This window comes from Bacillus sp. AK25 (genome assembly GCF_048270685.1).
GTDB lineage: Bacteria > Bacillota > Bacilli > Bacillales > Bacillaceae > Bacillus > Bacillus altitudinis.
Window position 1 is genome coordinate 2,460,864 of record NZ_JBLUWC010000001.1, and the last position, 19,654, is coordinate 2,480,517.

At 39.0% G+C, this 19,654-nt stretch carries 18 protein-coding genes and 1 tRNA gene; 6 read left to right on the forward strand and 13 right to left on the reverse strand.

Annotated elements, in window-relative coordinates; all coding sequences use genetic code 11:
* From ACNO7B_RS12790 to ACNO7B_RS12800, 3 genes are all read left to right on the forward strand, one after another.
* The coding region (locus ACNO7B_RS12790; RefSeq protein ID WP_417901582.1) for a hypothetical protein at nucleotides 1–307 on the forward strand (307 nt) is incomplete at its 5' end.
* A gap of 16 nt (nucleotides 308–323) precedes the next feature.
* Nucleotides 324–761 (forward strand): hypothetical protein, encoded by a 438-nt coding sequence (locus tag ACNO7B_RS12795; protein ID WP_417901583.1) that lies wholly within the window; start codon nucleotides 324–326, stop codon nucleotides 759–761.
* Between the two features lie 293 nt (nucleotides 762–1,054).
* Nucleotides 1,055–1,444, forward strand: a complete 390-nt coding sequence (locus tag ACNO7B_RS12800) for an immunity 50 family protein (protein WP_417901584.1) — start codon at nucleotides 1,055–1,057, stop codon at nucleotides 1,442–1,444.
* 210 nt (nucleotides 1,445–1,654) lie between these two features.
* Here the strand turns inward: ACNO7B_RS12800 and ACNO7B_RS12805 are convergent, their stop codons facing one another.
* The 3 genes from ACNO7B_RS12805 to hsdR all read right to left on the reverse strand — a co-directional run bounded on the left by ACNO7B_RS12805 (nucleotide 1,655) and on the right by hsdR (nucleotide 7,872).
* On the reverse strand, nucleotides 1,655–3,124 hold the full coding sequence (locus tag ACNO7B_RS12805; RefSeq protein WP_417901585.1) for a restriction endonuclease subunit S: 1,470 nt from the start codon (nucleotides 3,122–3,124) through the stop codon (nucleotides 1,655–1,657).
* Nucleotides 3,121–4,551, reverse strand: coding sequence for an N-6 DNA methylase (locus ACNO7B_RS12810; RefSeq protein WP_268358279.1), 1,431 nt, complete (start codon nucleotides 4,549–4,551; stop codon nucleotides 3,121–3,123). Before ACNO7B_RS12810 ends, ACNO7B_RS12805 begins: the two co-directional genes overlap by 4 nt.
* Nucleotides 4,552–4,665: 114 nt before the next feature.
* Entirely contained in the window at nucleotides 4,666–7,872 is a 3,207-nt protein-coding gene (gene hsdR, locus ACNO7B_RS12815; RefSeq protein ID WP_417901586.1) for a type I restriction-modification system endonuclease, read from the reverse strand.
* Between the two features lie 564 nt (nucleotides 7,873–8,436).
* Here hsdR and ACNO7B_RS12820 point away from each other — a divergent pair.
* Together ACNO7B_RS12820 and ACNO7B_RS12825 are read left to right on the forward strand one after the other, a co-directional pair.
* Nucleotides 8,437–9,999, forward strand: coding sequence for a T7SS effector LXG polymorphic toxin (locus ACNO7B_RS12820; RefSeq protein WP_417901587.1), 1,563 nt, complete (start codon nucleotides 8,437–8,439; stop codon nucleotides 9,997–9,999).
* A 16-nt stretch (nucleotides 10,000–10,015) separates the two neighbouring features.
* Entirely contained in the window at nucleotides 10,016–10,354 is a 339-nt protein-coding gene (locus ACNO7B_RS12825; RefSeq protein WP_017367747.1) for a hypothetical protein, read from the forward strand.
* A 336-nt stretch (nucleotides 10,355–10,690) separates the two neighbouring features.
* Here the strand turns inward: ACNO7B_RS12825 and ACNO7B_RS12830 are convergent.
* From ACNO7B_RS12830 to ACNO7B_RS12875, 10 genes are all read right to left on the reverse strand, one after another.
* Nucleotides 10,691–10,764 (reverse strand) — tRNA-Arg (locus tag ACNO7B_RS12830).
* Between the two features lie 120 nt (nucleotides 10,765–10,884).
* On the reverse strand, nucleotides 10,885–11,409 hold the full coding sequence (locus ACNO7B_RS12835; protein WP_417901588.1) for a YfcE family phosphodiesterase: 525 nt from the start codon (nucleotides 11,407–11,409) through the stop codon (nucleotides 10,885–10,887).
* Between the two features lie 14 nt (nucleotides 11,410–11,423).
* Nucleotides 11,424–12,026, reverse strand: a complete 603-nt coding sequence (locus ACNO7B_RS12840) for an XTP/dITP diphosphatase (protein ID WP_212046995.1) — start codon at nucleotides 12,024–12,026, stop codon at nucleotides 11,424–11,426.
* A 10-nt stretch (nucleotides 12,027–12,036) separates the two neighbouring features.
* Nucleotides 12,037–12,765 carry a ribonuclease PH gene (gene rph / locus ACNO7B_RS12845; protein ID WP_007501599.1) on the reverse strand — a complete coding sequence of 243 codons (729 nt, stop codon included), beginning with the start codon at nucleotides 12,763–12,765 and terminating at the stop codon, nucleotides 12,037–12,039.
* A gap of 151 nt (nucleotides 12,766–12,916) precedes the next feature.
* Nucleotides 12,917–13,978 carry a GerMN domain-containing protein gene (locus tag ACNO7B_RS12850; protein WP_048003339.1) on the reverse strand — a complete coding sequence of 354 codons (1,062 nt, stop codon included), beginning with the start codon at nucleotides 13,976–13,978 and terminating at the stop codon, nucleotides 12,917–12,919.
* A 101-nt stretch (nucleotides 13,979–14,079) separates the two neighbouring features.
* Entirely contained in the window at nucleotides 14,080–14,898 is an 819-nt protein-coding gene (gene racE / locus ACNO7B_RS12855; RefSeq protein ID WP_417901589.1) for a glutamate racemase, read from the reverse strand.
* 7 nt (nucleotides 14,899–14,905) lie between these two features.
* On the reverse strand, nucleotides 14,906–15,346 hold the full coding sequence (locus ACNO7B_RS12860; RefSeq protein ID WP_007501606.1) for a MarR family winged helix-turn-helix transcriptional regulator: 441 nt from the start codon (nucleotides 15,344–15,346) through the stop codon (nucleotides 14,906–14,908).
* Between the two features lie 149 nt (nucleotides 15,347–15,495).
* On the reverse strand, nucleotides 15,496–15,720 hold the full coding sequence (gene gerE, locus ACNO7B_RS12865) for a spore germination transcription factor GerE (RefSeq protein ID WP_003184172.1): 225 nt from the start codon (nucleotides 15,718–15,720) through the stop codon (nucleotides 15,496–15,498).
* Between the two features lie 206 nt (nucleotides 15,721–15,926).
* Nucleotides 15,927–17,243 carry a CitMHS family transporter gene (locus ACNO7B_RS12870; protein WP_024718630.1) on the reverse strand — a complete coding sequence of 439 codons (1,317 nt, stop codon included), beginning with the start codon at nucleotides 17,241–17,243 and terminating at the stop codon, nucleotides 15,927–15,929.
* A 155-nt stretch (nucleotides 17,244–17,398) separates the two neighbouring features.
* Nucleotides 17,399–18,259, reverse strand: coding sequence for a LysR family transcriptional regulator (locus ACNO7B_RS12875; RefSeq protein WP_007501609.1), 861 nt, complete (start codon nucleotides 18,257–18,259; stop codon nucleotides 17,399–17,401).
* Between the two features lie 135 nt (nucleotides 18,260–18,394).
* On the opposite strand from ACNO7B_RS12875, the gene ACNO7B_RS12880 reads away from it, so the two are divergent.
* The gene (locus tag ACNO7B_RS12880; RefSeq protein ID WP_417901590.1) at nucleotides 18,395–19,525 is read left to right on the forward strand and encodes a 2-methylaconitate cis-trans isomerase PrpF family protein; all 1,131 of its coding nucleotides are present in this window, start codon (nucleotides 18,395–18,397) and stop codon (nucleotides 19,523–19,525) included.
* Nucleotides 19,526–19,654 lie beyond the last annotated feature (129 nt).

Sequence of the window (19,654 nt, forward strand, 5' to 3'; positions counted from 1 at the left end):
GAAGATAGGAATTAAAAATACTGGTAAATCTACAAAGAATACCACAACATTATGGGATATTAAAATTACAGCAGATAAAACAATAAAATACAAATTTAACGGTGATACAGTTACTGCTTACCGAGATCCAAAAACAGGTTTATGGTGGGCTAAAGATACAACTGGTCATGGAAATTCCGCTTTTAAAGTATTCAAGGAAGCAAAAGGTGGAAAAGAACTTCATTGGGTTGCTGATAGTGATAAATATGGAAATTACATGATCAATAAACATAAAAGTTCAACCGGAACTGTCATCAAAATAAAATAACAAAAGGTGATTATACATGTCTTTAACAAAAATTGAAGCTGAAAAACTATTTAAGTTAGGATTTAAAAGGCCTGAGTATGCTGATGAAGTGTACCCACAAGATATTTACGAATACAAAGATGCCACTTGGGCGATTGGCGGAAGAATTGTTCCATCAACAACTCTATTATGTAAGGAAGAAGTATTTAAAGAAGGAATATGGATTCCGTCAATGACGGATTTATTTACTTGGTTAGAAGAGATGGATTGTGAATTTCAACTATCATATGATGGGTTAAGCTATAAGGTTGAGGTTTCTACTAGCGATGAGCAGAGATTCAAAGGAAAAGGCACCTCCGTTGAAATGAGTTTATTTAAAGTTATTTGCAAAATACTTCAAACATTTGGAGGTGCACCGGTACAAAAAAATTATGAAATTATTGAAGTAGATATTATAGAGAAAGATGAACTTTAGGCTCTCATTAAGAAATATAAAAAACTTTTACAAAATCAGGGTGAAGAAATGTAGCCCCATATAGATAATATAAGAATAAAAGGATAAGATGAGCTTTCAGTAAATATTAGCTCATCTTTTTTCTATACAAATTTATTTTAAATATAAGATTTTACGAGTTGTATAAGTAAAAATAACGTATACATTTAAAATTTGACTAAAAACAATGCCCATATTGGTAAAGTTGAAGGTGTAGAAGATCATTATTATTTTGAAAGAAGAAACAATAAATAACCCAAACAAGGAGTTTCCAAATGATTAGAGAAGAAAAGTTTATGAACCCACAAGCGATGACTCAAATTTTTGGGGAGATCCCACAATTTAAAAATGCAGAGATCATGAATATTGATTTAAACAGAGATGGTCCTACCCTATTTATAAGACTAATGACAAAGGACTCCGTGAAGAATAAACCTAAACGTTGGGGGAATTTTGATGTTGTCTACGTTGAATTATCATTCATTGGTGTAACGGATTTAAAAATTAATCACTTAGGAAATAATAATATAATTGATCATTTTGAGATTAGCACAACAGAGGATCAAGGGTTATTAAAAATAAACTGTAAAAATCAAATGCAAATTGAAACCATATTTGATTGGGCAAGAATTGAACAAATTTCGCCGGGACTAATTGGTTCTTAGAGGAGATGGTGCTTGAAGAGCATTTCATATACAGCACATTTTCTATTGTTAGAAATACTTTCGTATCGTGTGTCATAATTATACTGAATACCATATTACTAATCTTTCTAAACTGATAATCATTCATATAAGTTTAAAAAATTGATTGATGTAAAGTTGTTACATTGAAAAAGCATCCAACAAAGTTGAATGCTAAGTACGATCTTAATACTATTTCACTTGCTCTTGTAAAATAGCTTTTAATAATTCGATAGAATTTTCCTCACTTGGATTATTTGTACCTAGTTCACCTCGAAAAGCTTTAGAGAGAATCGATTGTTTTATTAATTCTAGTTTGCTTTCAATGTGTAGACTTTGTTCCACAAAATGATCTTTAGAGAAAATTTCAGATAAAGTTCTTACGATAACATCTTGTTCTTCTTTTGGGGGTAATGGCAAAGGATAATTGATTAAGAACTCTTTTGGAACCCTTTGTTGTCCAACTGCTCCTGTCATTTCTCTTTTAGCCTCTAGTCTGAATTTCTTTGAACGAACAAAATAATGAATGTATGTTTCATTTATACATTCTGAAGTTCTTAGTACATGGAATTCTGTAGAACCAAAACCAAATCCATTTTTTAGATTTTTAGCAATTGCAGCTTTACCATTCTCCATACAAGGGGTAATCTTAGCAAATAAAACATCTTTTTCCTCAAAAAATGTATACCCCTTTTTTACTTTTGAGTATTCTCTTTCTTCAGGCTGTTCAATTTCTCCAGTTTTATCACTCACTGCTGGCATAGGTATAAATGTACAAATTTGTTCCCCAGGAACATCCTCTAGTTTTTTCTTTTTAGGATTTATTTGTACTACTTCTCCCATTTTAACCACTTTCCAAGTAGCGGGAATTTCTTTTTCATTTATAACTTCAATACTTTTATCTTTTAGTTCACTAATGATTTTCTTCTGTAATAAAAAACCACTTTCAACATTAGGGTTTTGTTCTCTCCACTTCTTCGTCAACTCCCCACGAAATGCCTTATCCAAAATAGCCGCTCGACGAAGTTCAAACGTTTCCTTCGCTTCCTCAATCAACTGCTTTGCTTCTTCAATTTTGCTTAAGAGAAACTTCGCTTTCTGAACAATTCTGTTTTGCTCATTGAGAGGGGGAAGAGGTAACTCTAAATCTGCAATGCGGAATAACGCTAGTTTAGGTTGGGATGTAGATACCACTGACTGCATAATTTGGTTTTTTAACTCATCTGTAATTAATGCAAAATATATAAAAATGTTAGAAGTACCTTTGATATCAGTTATTTTCGCAGCATTCTCTGTCAAATTTGCACCACTTAAGTGTTTAGGTACTATTCCAGTTTTTCCAATAGTGCCAGCAATAGATATATATACATCTTCATGACTTACCACATACTTAGTTATTTTACTTGCCGTTACTTCAGAAATATACTTTATATCTTTCTCGTCAATTGTACCCTCTGTAAAATCTGCAACCCTAAGATATGGATATGGCGTAGGTTCGCTCAACAAAGCATGTCCTTTCGGGAGGCGTTTCCCGCCTTTTACATTTCCTATCCCTTTAACTCTAACCCAAATCCAATTATCCGGTACTTCATACCGTTGCTCTTCCTCTGGCACTAGAACTTCTTCCAACAATTCATCAACAGTCTTTTTTCTCTTACTCACTTTTTTACCACCTCATCCTCTTCAACAGCACGTAACTCCTCAACCACTTCATTTAATAAATTCATTGCCTGCTGAAGTTTTGCAATTGCTTCTTCTGCTGATTCAATTGGATCTGGTAAGTTGTCATAGGAAGATAATGATTCATCTGCAATCAAACCGATATCTAAACTATCCCCTTTTTTTGCAATGTCCTCTCTTGTAAACACATTCCAACGTTCATCCTCTACTTTAGAGCGATCTTCTGCTACATATGCTTTCATAAAGTTTTCAAAATGAGCCATTGTTAGCTGATTACGTTTTCCGAATGACGTCATATTGGTGCGGAGATCATATACCCAAACATCCTTTGTATTATCTTGGTCTGTTGTTCCTCTTGTGAAAAATAAGACGTTTGTTTTCACACCTTGGGCATAGAAAATCCCCGTTGGTAAGCGTAAGATTGTATGCAGATTGCATTTATTCATTAAATCGCGTCGAATCTGTGCACCAACCCCGCTTTCAAACAAGACATTATCAGGTAATACAACTGCTGCGCGTGCATGACCATCGTCTTTTAAAGCGTTATAAATTAACTGTAGAAAATTAAGCTGTTTATTGGAAGTTGCAAACGTCAGGTCATCACGGGAAACACTCTCTCCACCTTTTTTCGTCCCAAATGGTGGATTGGTTAAAATGACATCAAAGTTTTTCATCCACTTTCCATTACTAGATAACGAATCCCCTTGTTCCAGTCGCCCTTCGATATCATGAAGTAATGCATTCATTAGAGCGAGACGGTGAGTCCCTGTGACGAGTTCCATGCCAGTAAACGCTTCTTTCTTTTGGAAAACGCCCAGTTTTGGATCTAAATCATAATAGTTATCTGTCTTATTTTTCAAATATTGGTCTGCCGCAATCATAAAACCAAATGTACCAGCTGCAGGGTCATTGCATCTTTCTCCAGGTTTAGGGTCAATCAGCTGCACCATTACATCAATTAATACACGCGGTGTAAAGTATTGACCAGCACCTGATTTTGTTTCGCTTGCGTTTTTTTCTAACAAGCCTTCATATAAATTACCTAAACCTTCTTCTTTTGCGTTGTACCAATCAAGGCCATCAATGGTCTTCAGAATTTTCTCTAGATTCTTTGGTTCAGTAATACTTGTAGCAGCATCCGTGTAAATCTGACGCAATTGAGCATTCTCGCTATTACCCAGCTTAATTAAAAGATGTTGATAAAATGTTTTGAGTTCTACCCCTTCTTTTTCTAGCAAATCATCCCATCTATATCCTTCGGGTATTACATTTTCTGTTTGCTGTTCTTTCATCATTTTTAAAAATAAAATATAGGTTAACTCCGTGACATATTGTTGATATGTAATACCATCATCACGAAGTACATTGCATAAATTCCATAATTTTTGAACGATTTCTTGGTTATTCATCTTTTTTCCTCCTGAAAAGCTTCTAATCTATTAAATCACATTTGATGATTTTTAGTTGAAAGCGAACCTTTTCATTATAACCCAAAAAAGTGCCTCAATGAAGAGGCACAGTCGTTAGCTGATATAAAGGTTCTCATTGATCGTATTCACAATTTGATCAATTTCATCACCGAACTCACGTTTCAGTAATTTGTAGCCACCAGACGTTCTAAAAGGTTCTTCCGAGAATGCCTCTTCTGCGGTAGGCGCAAGAACAGGCACTTGAAGTAATTGCTTTTCTATTCTCTCTAACCACTTCTTTTGCCTTGGCGTCCAATCATGCAGTGAATACACTTTGTGCATTGCCTGTTTAATACGTGCTTCATGGTCAATGAGTGCTTCACCTAATGCAGCTTGGCGAATAAAACTAATAATATCTGCTGCAATGTCTTCATTTTTTGTCTGTTTCCAGGCTGTTTGTAAATGTGATTGTTTAAAACCTTTTGTTTCTAAAATCGTCATTAGTTCTCGTAAATCTTGTCTTGTTAGATCTTTTGGTCGTGTACAAATCAGATGTAAAGCGGGAATTTCATTGATATTTTCTTGGATAAATCGAACAAAACCATCCAGATAATCTTCTGGTCGCTTGTTTCCTTCACCATACCCACGAATGACGTCTGTTACTTCATCTTCCTTATCAGATATATAGCGTTTTTCACGTGTCACTTGGTACGTTTCCATGTATTCAAATAGGATATTATGCTGTGTGGCTTCTTGCGGTGAGTATGTTTGAATTTCTTTCACCCATTCATCCACATGTTTTCCATTTGATAATTCTTCAAACTTTCCCATGCCTTCTTCATCAAATCTTTGTTTGCGACGCTGAATTTTCGCTACTAATTGATCACGATAAAATGAAGCTTCCTCATTAGTCGTCGCATTTATAAGAGAATCATACAACTCACCAATACTATAGTTTTGTTTCTTCACGACTGGTTTCATTTCTGTATAATGTTGCAACTTGTCATATATTCCAACGGCATCGTAGATGTTAAAGTGTGTTTTCCCAATCTCTGGGCAGAGACGAGTCGCACGGCCAAGCATTTGATCATAGAGAATACGAGATTGTATTCTTCTTAAAAACACCAAATTTGTGATCGGCGGCACGTCAATACCTGTTGTGAGTAGATCAACTGTAACAACGACATTAGGTAGTCGCTCATTTTTAAACCGTGTAATGGCTTCTAATGGCTTGTAGATATATCCAGTAATTTTCATAATGGCATCATCTTCAATTTCATCGCCACGTTCTTTAAAGGCTTCTTTTAACAAGCGAACAACAAGATCTGCGTGTTGATCAGTAGCTGCAAAGATGAGCGTTTTTTCTTTACCTGCAGGGTCAATATAATCAACTAATTTATTTAAAACTGCACGGTTAAACGGTTCTGTAATGACTTTTTTATTAAACTGCTCCACTTCAAAGTGCACAGTATCTTCTAACTTTTCTAGTTGAATCTCCCCTTTATCAACATCATACACTTCTACTTCCTCATCTTTTTCAAAGGTGATGCCCACTTGTGAAAGTTCTGTTTTAAACAAATATGGGGGCTCATGGTCCACTAGATATCCGTCCAACACTGCTTCGCTATATGAATATTTAAAAATTGGCATACCGAAAATGTCTGTTGTATGTAGTGCAGGTGTTGCGGTAAGCCCTAAACATGCCGCATCAAAATAATCGATAACGCGCCGATATTGACTAATATAATCATTCTGATCACGGAACTCTAATTCTTCCTCTGTCATTTCTCTATCACTTGTATAGCCTCGGTGCGCCTCATCTACAATGATGAAATCATATTGCCCGACGCTTGGAAGCTTTTCGCTATCGCTATAAAAAAGTCTGCGAACCATTCCCTGCACCGTTGCAATCTGCACCTTCGTTTCAACTTCCGGTGTGAGATCGCCTAATGACTTCACATCATATATATCAGCAAACGAGTAACCTTCAATTTTCGTATCTTTCAGTGAATCCTCTGTTTGTTTACCGAGTGAATTACGATCGACAAGAAAAAGAATGCGGCGACACTTTTTAGACTTAATTAAGCGATACATAAGCGCAATAGCGGTACGAGTTTTTCCAGTTCCTGTAGCCATTGCAATAAGCATTCTTCTGTTTCCTTCTTTTAACGACTTTTCTGCAGCCAGAACCGCATTCTGCTGATAGTGACGCAATCCAAACTTCGTTATATCCTCTTCTTCTAGACGCTTATCCGCATCCTTATCATCTTGGCTAAGAAGAAGCTGTAAATCTTCAGGAGAATGCCACCCTTCAAGCGGACGTGCATGTTCAAATGGTTTGCGTGAATCCCAGAACCAAATACCCGATTCCTCTTGAAGCTGTCTTAAATAAGGGCGGCCATTCGTTGCATATAAGAATGGGATTTGATAATCACCAGTTGTTGGTGTAATCTGTTCATCTTCTATTTGCACGACATTTTTCGCGTACACTTTTGTTTGACTATCTAATGCCCCAGGAATCGTTTTCTTTTCTGCTTTTGCTTCAATGAAACCAACAAGCTTGAGTCCAATAAACAATGCATAATCAACCCAGCCGCCATCGACCTTCCACTCAGCAATGGCCATATGTTTGTTTTTCTCTGGTAGCGTCCTGTTTTTTTTATAGTTTAGTAAATTCGTGTCTACTTCCCATCCAGCAGCACGTAACTTCTGATCAATGATGATACGTGTTTCATCTTCAGTCAGCTGCTGCCTACGCATGAAGTTTTTGGACGCTTTTCTACGTTTCATTTTCTCATCTGCTTGCTCTAATTCAGCTTGATGGCGAATTGCCTCTAATTCCTCTTCAAGCTGCCTCACTTTCACTTCATACTCTTGTTGGAGCTGTCGTGTATCTATTCCTGTTTGTTTATTTGGCTCTATGTACTCTGGAGCTTGAAAATTCCAATCACCGTATACCTCCATAAACCAAGTCGACAAACGAAAAGCCAAATGCAATAAAGATTTCGCTTCTTCTGTTTTTTGATAACCTGCTTCATGCATGGCCACATTCCCTTTGCGACGAAGCGTTTCAACGATATCTATTAACTCTGGTTCAAGTATTCCTTCTCGACGTAATATATTGATGCGCTCAACTTGTTTCGTGCCATATGCTTCCTTAATATTTTCAGCGGCTAGAATAAATTTTGTTAATGTTTCGGCAAATAACCGTAGTTTCATTACTGTTGTATGTGGGTCATGATATACATTTTTCTCAGCTGTTTCTCCTAAATTGGAAAGTACTGCCCACTTCCCTTGAAAAAATGAAAAATTGCTATTCATCATTATCACCGTTTCCCAAAAGGTTTTATATGTTTATTATACTATATTTATACAAAAATTAGGTAGTCTTAATCCACAAACGACAAAGTTAAGTTAATTGGTGTTTGTTTAACAAATTTCATATCATTCTTTTTGTGCTTTAATCTTTTTATCGGCAAGAACAATATTGTTTCGAATAGCCAGCTCACTGATAAAGTATCTTCTTTAAAATAACCTTTCTACTTGAAGGGTTATTTAAGCTTATCTTTGAACGTACATTCCTTCCAGAAAAATTTCTTGTGACTAATCTCGAAAGAAAACTATATAAGATCATCAATAATATGATTAGATTCAGAAAGAATACAACAGTGGTAAAATCCTAATGATACGGGTGGTTGTTCTTCTGTCTTTATTATTTGAACACACACATTCTCAAACTGTTCCACACTCGTTCTTCAACATCTAGTCATTATCACCTATGTAAATCGTTTCATTTTCACGGAATTTCAGTATTTATTCCCCAATACCCCTCCTAATAATGGTAAACTCTCTATTGATTGAGACCAAGCTTTAAAGGAGAATGCCATGAAAACGTTAGATGTTCAGGCTTTGCATCATGCAATTGATCAAACACTGACACATTTAAAACAACAATCACTACATATCAAAGCCCTTGAAAGTCAAATCAATCGAATCATTTCATTGGATGGCTCACTAAAGGGGGAAGCTGGAGAAGCGATTCGAGCGTTTTACGCAGAGTGCCATATCCCTTTCTTGCAATTCTTTCAAGTCACAATTAGAGAATACAGCACCGCACTCCAAAAGGTTCAGAAAGCACTTCATTCATTTGAATCAAATGAAAATGGCTTTATCTCTCAATCATTTCTTGAGCATGAGCTTGATCAAGGTTTAAAAAATGCCGAACGAGTCGTATCTGATATCGTGTCAGATGTGAGCAGCGCCATCGGCAAAGTCAGCCATATCATTCATTTACCAAGTGTGGACGAGTCTGCTTTTCAAGTCAGTTACCAAAAAGCCTGGATGAACATCTCAAAAACCATCGGTACGCTCCATGCCTTTGACAGGGAACAAGCCAGTGCTTTGAATGAAACCAAGAACTCCATACAAACAATGAAGGAATACATAGACACTCTAGGCACAATGTTCACTGGTGCGAAAATCGGGATCACCACCTATCAAAAAGGATCCATTCTCAAAGATAAGGAAGACAAAAAGATCAGCAGTAACCTAAACGAATTGAATAAAAAAATAGACAGTCCCGATGGAAATCCAATGACGATCATGCTTAATAAGCTGAATGATAAAGAGCGATCGAATGTGGATACGGTTGTAAATAGGAAATCCTCTAATAAAATTAATCAAGACGCCGTGTTCGTAAATGGAAAAGTATATAATATAAATGAAAAGATTGACTTCGCAAATGCCAAAACAGTTGACGTTATTCGAGATGGAATGCTCTATCGGCTACGAATAACGGACCAAAACAAAGTGAATATTGAAAGCATTACAAAGATTTCTGATGTGAAAGCGGAAGAACAACCCTCAAATATCTTAAATACGGCGGTTGAATTTACAGGAATAAATGATGCAATTCGAGTCATCACAGGGAGAGACCCTGTAACAGGTGAAAAAGTTACTGACATGGATCGTCTAGTGTCAAGCTTGCACATGATACCCGTAGCTAAAATCGCTAAAGTTGGAAAATACGCATTCAAAATCATGAAAGGAGAGAAAGTAGCCAAGAAGATTGTCAAAACACCTTCCTTTGGCAAACATTCCGTACCAAAAGGTCCGTATCGTGAAGTAAATGGTTTCCCTGCAAAAGTAAAACCAGGCGCTCAAGAGAAACATATTCCTGATGCACCTAACTATAAGCAAGAAGTTGCGAATGGCCGTCCAAATAAAAGCATTTTCAATGGAGATAATAAAATAGCACAAGAATTGCTAGATAAGTTCGCTGGGAAAGGTACAAAAATAGGTGAGCACAAAGAAAGAGTAGACTTTGGCCAAGTGATTGGAAAATACTATGATAAAGATACCGGTAAGTATGTAGAGACTACTAGAGGCTTAATACATTACAGCAAAAACGGCGCTCATATAGTACCATCAGAGCCTTTAAAACCATAAATTAAGGAGAATTCGAATGGGATATGATCCATTAATTTCAGCATTACGAAAATATAAACATAACGATTTGATAATAGAATGGAAAAACGGTTTAAAAGTTATTGGGGAATCTGACACGCTTTATGAAACAGATAACGGATTGGAAGATGACGATGTCAATTATACAGAATATGACGCAGTCGCATTTCAAGTTAATAACATCTTATCGCCCCCCGCTAATAACGACTGTGATATATACGATTGGTTAAAGCAAGAAAAAAGTCCCTTAATTGAAATTTCACTTTATAAAGATACACCAAATGCAGTGTATTTAGCAGACGGTCAAAAATTATGGGAATTGGACAGTGATGATTAACAAAGGAAAGCCCTCTCTAAATTAGAGAGGCTTTTCATTTGTTTCTGTTTTAAATATATTTAGTCGCTACTTTCAAAAATAACTCTATTTTTCAATTTATACATTTTTGATTTTGATCCATTTACGTTCATAGTCATTGAAGCAACTGAACAAAAATCAACCACCCATTTGATAGGTTCTTTGATACAAAGACAGGGAACGGAAACACTTGAAAATAAATCAGCTACCAATCCGCTCCCAAAACCTTAATTTGAAGCGATAAACAACCTTATGTTCCAAGAAACAAAAAAGTCTGAAATCCTTTCATATCAAGGATTTCAGACTTTTAATTTAGTACGTCCCAGGAGAGATTCGAACTCCCGACCGACGGCTTAGAAGGCCGTTGCTCTATCCTGCTGAGCTACTGGGACATGTTGTTATGTAGTGTGCTGTGGTGTATTACCTCAGCGACAAGATTTATTATATTACTATTGTTCTTTAAAGTCAACGGTTTTTCGAAAGTTTTTTCATAAGGGGCAAATGCTGCACCCTTATGAAATACCTTCCAATGTGACAGTGTTTTCGAGGTCTTGTATGACGTGACCTTCGTCCGTGAAAAACTGTACGTTTGCTTCGCTTCCATCTAGTGTCAGTATAGCATAGCTGCGCTCTTTGCGCACTCTTGGCAGGTGTACGCTGCCTGGGTTAATGAGCAGTTTTCCTCTTAGCAGCTCACTGCCAGGGATGTGCGAGTGGCCAAAGCAGATAATGTCTGCGCCTAGCTCTTCTGCACGGTAGTAGACTTGGAGCAAGGATTGTTTGATGCCATGCAGATGTCCGTGAGTGAGAAATAGTTTTCCGCCTCCGTCGAGTGGGAGCAGGAGCTCTTCTTCAAAATCGCCCATAAAGTCACAATTTCCTTTGACGACTTTGTATCCTTCGAGTGCTGGGTGGTTCGTTTCGAGTTCTGAATCTCCGCAGTGAATCATCATGTCCACTTCATTCGCATGCCGTTTGGCAATGGCTTGAAGTTCGTCTGTGAGTCCATGACTGTCACTAATGATGAGTATCTTCATGGCTTCATTCCCCCTTATTCATTTGCGTCTAGCAGTGATGAAAGCTTTTGAAGCGCGACCGCTCGATGGCTGATCTTGTTTTTTTCCTCTGGTGATAACTCGGCCATCGTCTGGTCTTTGTCTTTGACGATGAAAATTGGGTCGTATCCGAAGCCGTTTTCGCCGATCGGTTCTTCTGCGATAAAGCCTTCTACTGATCCTTCTACCGTTTTTGTTTCTTTCCCCGGTATACTGACAGCCAGGGCACATCTGAATCTAGCAGTGCGGTCTTCTTTTTCAATGCCTCGCAGCTCACTTAGCACCTTTTCCACGTTCTCGGCATCGTCTTTATGCTCGCCCGCGTACCTCGCTGAATAGACGCCAGGCTTTCCGCCAAGGTAATCAATCGACAGACCCGAGTCGTCTGCAATCACCATTTCACCTGCTTTGGCTTGAATGGCCTCGGCTTTGATGATCGCATTTTCTTCAAAGGTATGTCCTGTTTCTTCAATCTCTTCCGTAAATCCGATGTCCGCTAGTGTTTTGACCGTGAATCCTTTTGGCTCAAGAATGGCTTTGAATTCTTTCGCTTTGCCCGCATTGTGCGTTGCGATGATGGCAGTTTTCATCCTGATCAAACCCTTCTCTTTATTCGATAACTTCTCCTGTCACTGCTTTTTGCTTTTCAATTAATTCTTTGATACCTTTTTCGGCTAAATCAAGCAGTCCGTTTAGTTGTTCTCTTGAGAATGTCGCTTCTTCGCCAGTGCCTTGAAGTTCAACAAAGCGTCCAGCGCCTGTCATAATGACATTCATATCCACTTCAGCTGAAGAATCTTCTTCATAATTTAAATCTAACAGAAGTCCCTGTTTAGAATCAATTCCGACGGATATCGCAGCTAAATAATCAGTGATCGGATTTTCTTTCAAAACGCCTTCTGATTGAAGCTTTTGAATCGCTAGTGTCATGGCCACAAATGCACCTGTAATAGAAGCTGTGCGTGTTCCGCCGTCTGCTTGAATAACATCACAATCAATCCAAATGGTGCGTTCACCAAGCTTTTCTAAATCAACGACTGCACGTAGAGCTCGTCCAATTAAACGCTGGATCTCCATTGTACGTCCTGTGACTTTTCCTTTAGATGATTCTCTTATCGTTCTTTGAGCCGTTGCTCTAGGAAGCATGCTATATTCTGCTGTAATCCAGCCTTTTCCTTCTCCTCTTAAAAAAGGAGGTACGCGGTCCTCGATAGATGCGTTACAAATCACCTTCGTATTTCCCGCTGAGATTAAGACAGAGCCTTCTGGGTGCGTAATGTAGCCTGCCTGTATTTCAATTTTTCTTAATTCGTCGTATTGTCTTTCATCTAATCTCATGTTTTACCTCCGTTACAATATACATTCCGCGCGGGTGTCAGCGGGGTTCTCCTATTAACTTTGACAACCTCGATCCGTTCTAATCGCTTGGAATAAAAAAGAGGCAGCGAATGTGCATGCCTCTTTTTCTCCATTATATCAATGTGTGACGTTAAAAACTACCTGTATTCACTTGTTCTGGTCTTGAAACTGGCTTTGTGAGTTCTGTTCCTTTTTCATTCACAAGCTCTGCCTTTCCGTTTACCTTGACAGACACGCTTTTCACATCTGGCAGCTCTGTTAATGTCAGCACAATGCTATCAAGAACTTTTTGTGAAATGACTTTTTTCTTTTCATCTGCACTGCCAAAAATGGATTCATTGAAATCAAGTGTCACATGACCGTCTTTTACTTTCGGGACATCATTGAGCTTCACATCTTGATCAAAGTCTGTCAGCAATTGGCTTGTTTTGCTTGGCCCAGAGACGAGCTCATCAATGGCTGCTGTAATTGGATCATCCTCGTCTTTTGGTGCTCTTTTGGTAACCGGGACATAGTACGTCTGTTCATCAGATTCAGCTAAATAGTAGACGGTCACAGGCTTTGTCGATGTCATATCAGCCGCAGCCTCGTGCTGAATATTAATGCCGTCCTCTCTGCTTAAATCATCTGAAATCGGCGTCCCATTCACAGGCATCTCTTTTAATTCATGGCCATTCATCTTTAATTTGACTTTCGCTACTGAATCAAACTGCGTTAATGTCCAAGTGACCGATTGCAAAATGCGCTGTTCGTCTTCTTTTTTATAGTTTTTGAATTCATTTGAGAAATCCACAACCGCAGTGCCATCTTTAATATCGACAGATACGCTCGTGTCCGCCGGCAGCACGGCTCTGAATCCATTTGGCATCAGGTTAGAAATCGGTCCCCCGTCTACGAGGTATTCAAGTGTTTGTTTCGCACTTCCTTCGTTTTTCGGCAGCGGAATGGATTGAGACACAACATATCCATTTTTATCAATTAAATATAATTCTCTCATGACGGTATCTGCTTGCTTCTCTTCTTTTCCTTCTTTCGCTGTTTGTTTCTCTTCTTTATTTTCTTTCACAAACGTGACATTTTGTGGTGGATCAATCTCTGTTTTCGCTTGGTCTGTTTGAAACAATCCGCATCCTGATAAAAGCATGGCTGACGCAATACACGTAACAGCTGCTGTAGTTCCTTTTTTCAGCATACTTCACCCTCCTCTAGTGGTTTGTACTAGTATGTATACGAGCTCCCTCAGAGGATTAGACCCTTTTCATAAAAAAATAACCCACTTCTATGAGAAGTAGGTTATTGCTGATATACATGTTCAAGCGAAACCGTTTCGACCTTTCCTGGCAGGTAGCCGAACCAGTCTTGAGCGATATTTTGAAAGTTTTGCTGCTCCCCTGTTGTATAAAAGGTATGAACAGGCTCTTCCTGCGAATCATTTAACAGCCCTTTATATGAAAGAATTGTGCTCGCTTCTCTCGCTGTTTCGTCTCCTGAAGAAATGATGTTGACGCCACTGCCCATAAAGCGCTGAATCGGTTCTTTTAAAATCGGGTAGTGCGTGCAACCAAGAATGAGCGTATCAATGCCTGTTTCTTTCATCGGTTCAAGAGAAGCTTTTACGACTTCATCTGCTGCATGATCTAAAAACGTACCACTTTCCACAAATGGCACAAGCAATGGACATGCCAAACTTTGAACAGTTAGTCCTGCTTTTAAAGAAAGCAGTGCTTCTTTATAGGCCTCACTTTTGATCGTATTGACTGTGCCGATGACGCCAATATGCTGATTGTTTGTGACCTTGATCGCTGTGCGGGCTCCGGGCTGGATTACGCCAATGACCGGGATATCAAGTGTTGCTTTAATTTCATCAAGTGCTATCGCCGTCGCAGTGTTACACGCAATGACAAGCATTTTAATATGGTGGTGTCTTAATAGGTAGTGCGCCATTTCCCATGTATATTGAAGAACCTCTTCTTCTGCTCGAGGGCCGTATGGACATCGTTTTGTGTCGCCTACATAAATAATTTTTTCTTTTGGCAGTTGTCTTATGATTTCCTTCGCAACGGTTAAACCGCCTACGCCGGAATCAATCACGCCGATTGGTTGATCCAACAAAATCGCCTCATTTTCTTTTCATTTGCTGCTGTAGTTTCGTTAAAGATTGGTTGAAAACGATGGCTTCTTCTTCTGAGAAAGCCCCTAGAAGTTCACTGACGTATTCTTGGCGTTTGACAATCACTTCTTGAATGATCCGCTCACCTTCAGGCAATAAATGAATGCGAACCACGCGGCGGTCAGACGGATCTTTCACCCGTTCAACAAGTTCACTTTTTTCCATTCGGTCAATTAAATCGGTTGTCGTGCTGCAAGCCAAATACATCTTTTGTGATAGCTCACCTATTGTCATATCTCCGAATTCATAAAGCCACTGGAGCCCTACAAATTGAGGAGGTGTAATCGTATATTGATTCAGAATTTCTCTACCTTTTTGCTTAATGATTGCAGCAATATGGCGCAATGATTTTTCAATTTCTGCAACATGGCCTGACTCATTCGTTTCCATTTCATTGATACCTCACTATAGCATCTCACTTTGATTAAAACGTACATTCCTATTTTCCTCGTTTTTCAATGAAATTGCAAGAAGAGACTCATGGAAACCATATAGAAATAACCGGCTCCTCCCTGGTGCGGAAGGAAAACCGGCTGACGTTAGAGCTCTAGCTCACCCATACGCAGAAGCTCGACTACGGCCTGTGAACGACCTTTGACTCCTAGCTTTTGCATGGCATTCGAAATATGATTTCGAACAGTCTTTTCGCTAATAAAAAGCTCGCTTGCAATTTCTTTTGTTGTTTTATCTTGGACGAGCAATTCGAATACTTCTCTTTCTCTTTTGGTTAATAGCGGCTTGGATTGAAACTCTTTCTCCTTCAAGTATTGTAACCCTCCTTGCTAAGGTGAGAGCTCTAGTCTCTATAGAATGGGATTCTGTATAGTCGAGATATCATATGCCGGGTACTTCAGGTAGGTGACGTTAAAATCGAGAATTCCCGCAGATCAGCGTCCAATTTCCTCGTCTTCAAACCGCACAAAAAAGGACGAGTCCCCTATAGAGACATCGTCCTTGATCAAACATGCTTTTAAAATATCGAAATGGCTCCTGTTAAAAGAGCAATTAGTGTTGTAAACAGGGCTGTGAGTACGGTCCATAGCAGTGCGTACTTTTGCAAATCACCAATATCTTTATTCAACATACTCACAAGCAGTAATGTGGAAGCGACAAGCGGACTCAGTAAATGGACAGGCTGTCCGATAATAGAGGCGCGCGCAATTTCTACTGGATCAATTCCGTAAGCAGCACCCGCTTCAGCCAAGATCGGAAGCACCCCGAAATAATACGCATCATTTGAAAGAACAAATGTAAATGGCATACTCGTCAAAGCGACAATGAGTGGAAAAAATGAGCTGTATGAATCTGGAATCATGTAAATGACCAAGTTAGCAATGGACTCCACCATTTTTGTTCCCGAAAAAATGCCTGTGAAAATTCCTGCTGCAAACACAAGGGTAATGACCGTTAAAGCATTTCCTGCATGCGATAAAATCCGCTCACGCTGATCTTCCACTTTTGGATAGTTGATCATAAGCGCAATGACAAAGCCAATGAGAAAGAGTACAGGAATCGGTACGATATCCAATACAAGTGTAGCCATGACAGCAATCGTCAGGAAGAAGTTGACCCAAATCAGGTTTGGTCTCTTCATATCTGCAACGCCATCTTCAATTGATGCCGCCAATTCAGGAGAGATCGAGACCTCTTCTTTATACTGAATCTCGGCAACCCCAATGCGCTTCCGTTCTTTTTTTCCAAGAACATACGCTGTAAAAAGGATAAAAAGACCGCCCCCTATCATCGTCGGGAGTAATGGAATGAAGAATTCCGCTGCATCTAAACCAAGTGCAGCAATCGCACGAGTAGCTGGACCGCCCCAAGGCGTCATTCCACTCATAATGCCTAGTGATAATAATGAAATCGTCCCTAAAATCAGTGGGTTCATCCCAATTCTTAAGAAAAGTGGCAACATAGCTGATACGGTAATCATGTACGTTGTCGTTCCATCACCATCTAATGCAACAAGCATAGACAAAATCGCTACCCCAAAAGCAATTTTGACCGGATCGCCTTTCACAAGGCGTAAAATCAGTTTGATCAATGGGTCAAACAATCCAGCATCCAGCATGACACCGAAGAATAAGATGGCAAATAACAATAAAGCAGCAGATGGTGCAACGGTCTTGAGTCCATCAAGCATCATGTCCCCTAATCCGCTGTAAAATCCACCGATTAATGCAAAGATGATTGGCACAACGGTTAGAGCCACCACCGGATGCATACGTTTTGTCATAATAAGAAATGTAAAAGTCACGACCATCAAGATCCCTAAAATAGCTAGCACTTCATATCCCTCCATCCTCTTCTTTACACGATCCACAAGCGCCCCTTTTGCACTTGCGGCCCGAAATGTTAGCGCTTTCTATTTCAAGGATATAATAGCTTTTTTTATAATGAAAATATCGATTTTTTCGTCTATTCAATAAATTTTTTTTATAATTAGCCTTGCTGACTTCTTAAAAACTCAATGAATGCTTTCACAACAGACAAATGAAGGGAATCCGGCTGGTACATGAGCCATGTATCTCTTAGAACAGGCTGTCCATCTTTATACGAAAGACCTTTTACAAATAGCTCATCACTTGGTCTGAGGCAAATTTCCGGGACAATGGCATAACCTAAACCATGCTTCACCATCTCTTTTGATGTATCTTGCCTGTCTGTCTCCATTGTCACAAGCGGAGGCATCGTGAATGTCTCCTGCCACCATCTGTTAATCAATCGTTTTAATGAACTATCCGTGTGATAGTCAATGAGCGGCAGTTTTGGTAGGTCCTTTAGCTGTATTTCTGATTTTGAAATGATACAAAGGCGTTCTTTATCAAGCAAAAATCGCTCTCCATTCCAGTCGTAATCTCCTCTTAAAATCCCTAAATGTACACTTGATGTCCCTAATAAATCCATGACTTTTGTGCTCCAACCTGTGTTCACCATAAATTGAACATGTGGATACTGCTTAGAAAACTCTCTTAAAATTTCCGGCAGTTTATATTGAGCAAAATTACTCGACACCCCTAACCTGATCGTTCCTTTGACCTTTTTTTGCATATTGAGCATGCCATCTTTCGTTTGCTGGAGCTGCTTGAGCATGTCATTTGCGTATTTAGCCAAGTATTCGCCCTCTGATGTAAATTCAATGCCTCGTTTTCTTTTAAAGAAAAGCTTCATGTCAAATTCCTCTTCAAGTTGTTTCAATCGATAACTTAAGGCAGGCTGCGAGACAAATAATTTTTCTGCCGCTTTTGTGATGTTCTTCTCTTCATATAGCACCTTTAAAAACCGCCAGTCTTTCTCATCCATTGTGTGCCCTCCTTTTGACCTTGTTATAAAAATATTTTATCAATTTCTCTTAAAATAATGTATTTAACTTATTTCTCATTATACTTTACCATTTTGATTAGATAAATAGTAACTAAACAATTGAGGGTGAGAGCAATGAGAAAAGTTCCAATCACAATCATGCGAGGCGGTACAAGCAAAGGGGTCTTCATTCAAGCCAATGATGCACCTTACGAACACGATGAGCTCGAAGCATTTCTATTAGACATTATGGGCAGCCCTGACCGGCTGCAAGTTGATGGAATCGGGGGCGGTAATTCTTTAACAAGTAAGGTGGCCATTATCGACAAAGCCACTCGTCCAGATGTGGATGTGAACTATACGTTTGCACAAGTCAGCATCAATGAAAGATTTGTCGACTTTAAAGGAAACTGTGGGAATATCTCATCAGCAGTTGGACCGTATGCCATCATTAAAGGACTTGTCCAAGCAGTTGAGCCTGTCACAACAGTACGTATTCTGAATACCAACACGAATAAAATCATTGTGGCAGAGGTAGAAGTCGAGAACGGAGAAGTAAAATTTGAAGGACAGGCAGAAATTCCAGGAGTGAAAGGAACAGGTTCTCCCATTTATTTATCCTTTGAGAAACCTGAAGGCGCTGTCACAGGTAAAACCTTTCCGACTGGAAACAAAATGGATACGATCCAGACAAAGTTTGGAGAGATTCCGATCTCAATCGTTGACATTGCAAATCCAATCGCCTTTGTCCGTGCCAAAGATATTCAATTAAAAGGAACTGAATTGCCTGAGGAGTTTACAGACGAATTGCTGGATGATTTAGAAGAGATTCGTTCCATCGCTGCTGAAATGTGCCATTTTGCACCAAAAGAACTAGCCACATTACAGTCTCCAGCTGTTCCAAAGCTTGCGATCATCAGCGAGCCTGCTGATTATGTAGATACAAATGGAATATTGAGAAGAGCAGCAGATATGGACATCATCGTTCGGATGCTATCGATGCAAAGACCGCACCAAGCACTTGCCATTACCGGATCTGTCTGTGTGTCAGCCAGCTGTTTCATGGATCAAACGCTTCCGGCACAGCTGTTTCAAGGAAAAGATGACACCCTCCGTATTGGGCATCCTGCTGGTATTATGCAAACTGAAATTGATATCTCACAAAATAGAGTGAAAGTCATTCGAACCGCAAGAGAAATTCTAGATGGAGTGGTCTTTACAAAAAAAGACTACATGGTTCAACCTCAAATAAAAAAAGAAGCATAAATGAGACGTCATCTTGTCGACAAAGAGCTAAAATGAACTGATTTTAGCTCTTTGTCTTTTTTTCAGTGTAAAGATCTTAAAGCACTCCGTTCTAACATCGAATGCAACGGTTTGTCTACACACTCATCG

Bases quoted from the DNA above. Each gene is read 5' to 3' on its own strand.
- ACNO7B_RS12795 (WP_417901583.1), top strand. From the start codon at position 324: ATGTCTTTAACAAAAATTGAAGCTGAAAAACTATTTAAGTTAGGATTT.
- ACNO7B_RS12810 (WP_268358279.1), bottom strand. From the start codon at position 4,551: ATGAATAACCAAGAAATCGTTCAAAAATTATGGAATTTATGCAATGTA.
- ACNO7B_RS12875 (WP_007501609.1), bottom strand. From the start codon at position 18,259: ATGGATGAGAAAGACTGGCGGTTTTTAAAGGTGCTATATGAAGAGAAG.
- hsdR (WP_417901586.1), bottom strand. From the start codon at position 7,872: ATGAATAGCAATTTTTCATTTTTTCAAGGGAAGTGGGCAGTACTTTCC.
- rph (WP_007501599.1), bottom strand. From the start codon at position 12,765: ATGAGATTAGATGAAAGACAATACGACGAATTAAGAAAAATTGAAATA.
- ACNO7B_RS12825 (WP_017367747.1), top strand. From the start codon at position 10,016: ATGGGATATGATCCATTAATTTCAGCATTACGAAAATATAAACATAAC.
- ACNO7B_RS12880 (WP_417901590.1), top strand. From the start codon at position 18,395: ATGAGAAAAGTTCCAATCACAATCATGCGAGGCGGTACAAGCAAAGGG.
- ACNO7B_RS12860 (WP_007501606.1), bottom strand. From the start codon at position 15,346: ATGGAAACGAATGAGTCAGGCCATGTTGCAGAAATTGAAAAATCATTG.
- ACNO7B_RS12800 (WP_417901584.1), top strand. From the start codon at position 1,055: ATGATTAGAGAAGAAAAGTTTATGAACCCACAAGCGATGACTCAAATT.
- ACNO7B_RS12850 (WP_048003339.1), bottom strand. From the start codon at position 13,978: ATGCTGAAAAAAGGAACTACAGCAGCTGTTACGTGTATTGCGTCAGCC.
- ACNO7B_RS12820 (WP_417901587.1), top strand. From the start codon at position 8,437: ATGAAAACGTTAGATGTTCAGGCTTTGCATCATGCAATTGATCAAACA.
- ACNO7B_RS12835 (WP_417901588.1), bottom strand. From the start codon at position 11,409: ATGAAGATACTCATCATTAGTGACAGTCATGGACTCACAGACGAACTT.